At 39.3% G+C, this 3,060-nt stretch carries 3 protein-coding genes; 1 reads left to right on the forward strand and 2 read right to left on the reverse strand.

What is annotated here, in order from left to right; all coding sequences use genetic code 11:
- Positions 1-184: 184 nt before the first annotated feature.
- A complete protein-coding gene (locus tag CDZ78_RS14675; protein WP_087870679.1) occupies positions 185-1,327 on the reverse strand; it encodes an Lcl C-terminal domain-containing protein in 1,143 nt (380 codons plus the stop codon).
- A 133-nt stretch (positions 1,328-1,460) separates the two neighbouring features.
- Positions 1,461-2,030 (reverse strand): hypothetical protein, encoded by a 570-nt coding sequence (locus CDZ78_RS14680; protein ID WP_087870680.1) that lies wholly within the window; start codon positions 2,028-2,030, stop codon positions 1,461-1,463.
- Positions 2,031-2,718: 688 nt separating this feature from the next.
- On the opposite strand from CDZ78_RS14680, the gene CDZ78_RS14685 reads away from it, so the two are divergent.
- A complete protein-coding gene (locus CDZ78_RS14685; protein WP_087870681.1) occupies positions 2,719-2,979 on the forward strand; it encodes a hypothetical protein in 261 nt (86 codons plus the stop codon).
- Positions 2,980-3,060 lie beyond the last annotated feature (81 nt).

Raw genomic sequence — 3,060 nt, forward strand, 5'->3', positions numbered from 1 at the left:
CCCTGTTTTAACAGTCATGGGTAAATCTTCACTTCGCCTTCCTACGCCGATCGGCCTTGATGTAGGCTTGTTTAGTGCTATGTCTTATTGAAGGGTTTCTACTTTCAATAAGACTTTCGTCAGAACCTATAAACAGGAGTGGAATTTAAACCACCCACCCCCTTTATACAGAACCCTATTGCCCCTAAAAGGAATGAATAGGTCTAACTTTTAGATTATAATTTCTATTCATTAAGTCATGATAACTCGTTTTCATTATCTTAATATAGCTACTTTTAAAGTTAGTAACATTTGGTATGTTAGCGTAATCTTCATTAGTTGTGGATGACCAATACAGAGAGTCCCAAATATAGCCCGTACGGGTCAGACCTATAACCTCTCTGTTGTGCCATAGGGTATCCATTGCACTATGAGAAGGAATCCACCAATCTTTATACCCATTTACGTCTAAACTATTTACTAGACTCGCGATACCCCCGCAACCATTATTGATCATATCTAGAGTATTCTGCTTACCAGCCCCTAAAGCTCTTCCATAAGCTTTACCCTGCATACTTACGCCATAACAGCCCCAAACACCGGTGTAATCTCCGGCAGTTACTTCATATCCATGGCGTCCATTATCATAAGAAGCAACAACCCAACCTGAAGCGGGACCCGATTGACCCACTTCGTACTTAATAAAACACCTGGAATTCTGTAACACCTCTCTTTCATCAATTGTTAAGGATTGCGCATATTTCTTTTTTTCTTCATTAGTCATGGGATCCATAACGCCACAAACACCTTTTACTTTCCAGTCCGTAAAAGATCTGACAGGCCTAATCCCGTAAAGGGCTTCATCCGGCTTAGCTACTTTTACTAGCCTGTTGATAAGAGAGTCGTTACCACCCCCTCGTCTTTTAAAAGAATGAACAAGATAATCCGGGGACCCAAAATGGTTTTGCTTAATATCAGAAGTACTACTCCAATACCAATCATTAGACATTGGTACAAGATTGCGCATAGAGTGAACTTGCTTAAGCTCTGTAATAGTAGGGATTCTCCAGTCCATCTGTCCCCCCAAACCCCAATTTTTTAACCCTTCAACAGCCTCAGTTAAAGTTAGCTTAGAAACTTCCCCTGATCTTCCTAGTTTTACTAGATCCTCTGGCGCTATTTCTACCCCTTGATTTTTGTACACGGATATTACCACACCCCCGCTCGGGCCAACATCCCCTACTTGATAAGGCAACCCCTCTGCGCCCACACTCTCAGAAGCACCTGCTCTACTTAGGTAAAGAGTCGCGATAAGTGCTAATAGCACTCCATTTTTTAATGATTTCATTCTATTATTTCCTGTTGGTGAATAAATCTATAAATTTAAAACTCATTGAATTTCCCAATATTTAAGCATGGCCGGAATTTCTTCAAGAAAGTAGAGTTTGAGCTGGATGCAGATTTGACCTACGACCCAATTATCAATCCCAACCACATCTAAGTAAATCTTGTTTACTAACTACCAGGGGGTCTCCTTCTGGTGTATTCCGCATCAGTTCAACTAAAATAAGATTACAATAATCTTCATTATCACGAGGTATCTCATTCCAAGTGTATGGTTTGGTTTTACCTGTACAATGTAATCCCCAATCGTGTACTAAGCAGTAATCTGTTTCCCAAGCATCCGTATCTATATCCTTATCTGCTGCTAAGCAACCTCCTTCCCCCGTATCGTTGTCTAAACAAGGGTGGTCAACATCGTAATGCGCTGCGATTCCTACATTAACCCATGTGTTAGTTACTCCCCAGTTGTACCTATATGTGTACTCTTCTCCAGAGTTTAAGTATTCACCATTACAAGCGTAACTTATTCCACCCCAATAGAGTGCGCAACCTACACCACTCCAAGTTACTTCGATCTCACTAGTAGAATTGTTCTTTATTGTTATGATGCCTCCTGCACCTGAACCTGCTATAACAGGATTTGTATACCCTGTTAGTAGTGCCATACCCATAGTTAGTGGTATTAAAATTGCTTTTACATTTTTCATTTCCTAAACAGCCTTATTTAATCTTTGTTGCTTTATTGAGGTAACAATCAAATGTAGATCATTTTCAATTCTATCTAGTATTTTATGCGCCTCTTTCATTAGTCTTATCTGATTTATTTCCGCTATATTTTTCATGTAGTTTATCCTCTATTATAGTTATTTTAAGGGTGCCTTTGTATGAAGGCTCTAATTTTCTAAGAAGTTCATACAAAGGCACCTTCTCTATCCTCTGAATCAGCGATAGCTAACTCCTCCACCCTCATATTACTCTTAAAGTTCTATCTAATCCAAGTCTTATGGCACACCCAAAACACAGAGGGGTAGCATGACACCCAGCTATGCACTTTAATCTGGGGGGTAGATGGGGCACTAATAGCGGCACCATTACCTGAAAAAACTAAACAAACACCTAAAATACATCCTTTAAATCTCATGACAACCTCCTTTTACTTAGATTATTAACAAGGTTAAAAACCTCTTTACACTATGACTTCATCATGGGTTTAATATATTAGAGATCCCTTTCTTACAATCTCCGTAACATATACTAAACACAGGAATAAAGCTCTCTAAAAGACCTTTTAAGAGCTTTCTACACTTATTTAGGGTAAGGTATGCTGTAAATAATTTCCGTCACGTAGAGCGCCCTTAGGTGCTTTATACCAAGGGAATATCTAGTATTGCTTAATTGGAACTGACCAGCCTTCCCAAAAAATCTCTTTATCTTCACCCTCAATCGCTGTCAGCCCGTCCGGGGCTGACAGCGATAGAATGGCTTGAGAAACAGGTCGATGGGCTTAGGGAGGATATAAAACAAGTTAGAGAAGATTCCCTAGCTCGTGAAATTCGATTAATGGCATTACTTGAACATAAAATTGATACGATACAAAGCGAAACATCATCAGATAAACCAGTTATTAGAGGGGTGTTCTCAAAGTTATTTAAGTGATGTATTGTGTGTCACAATGAAGGGTATCATCTAGCATAGGACGTAGATACCCTGTATCTGCAATACAGAAATTATTTAATC

The sequence above is a fragment of the Bathymodiolus platifrons methanotrophic gill symbiont genome, from assembly GCF_002189065.1.
GTDB lineage: Bacteria > Pseudomonadota > Gammaproteobacteria > Methylococcales > Methylomonadaceae > Methyloprofundus.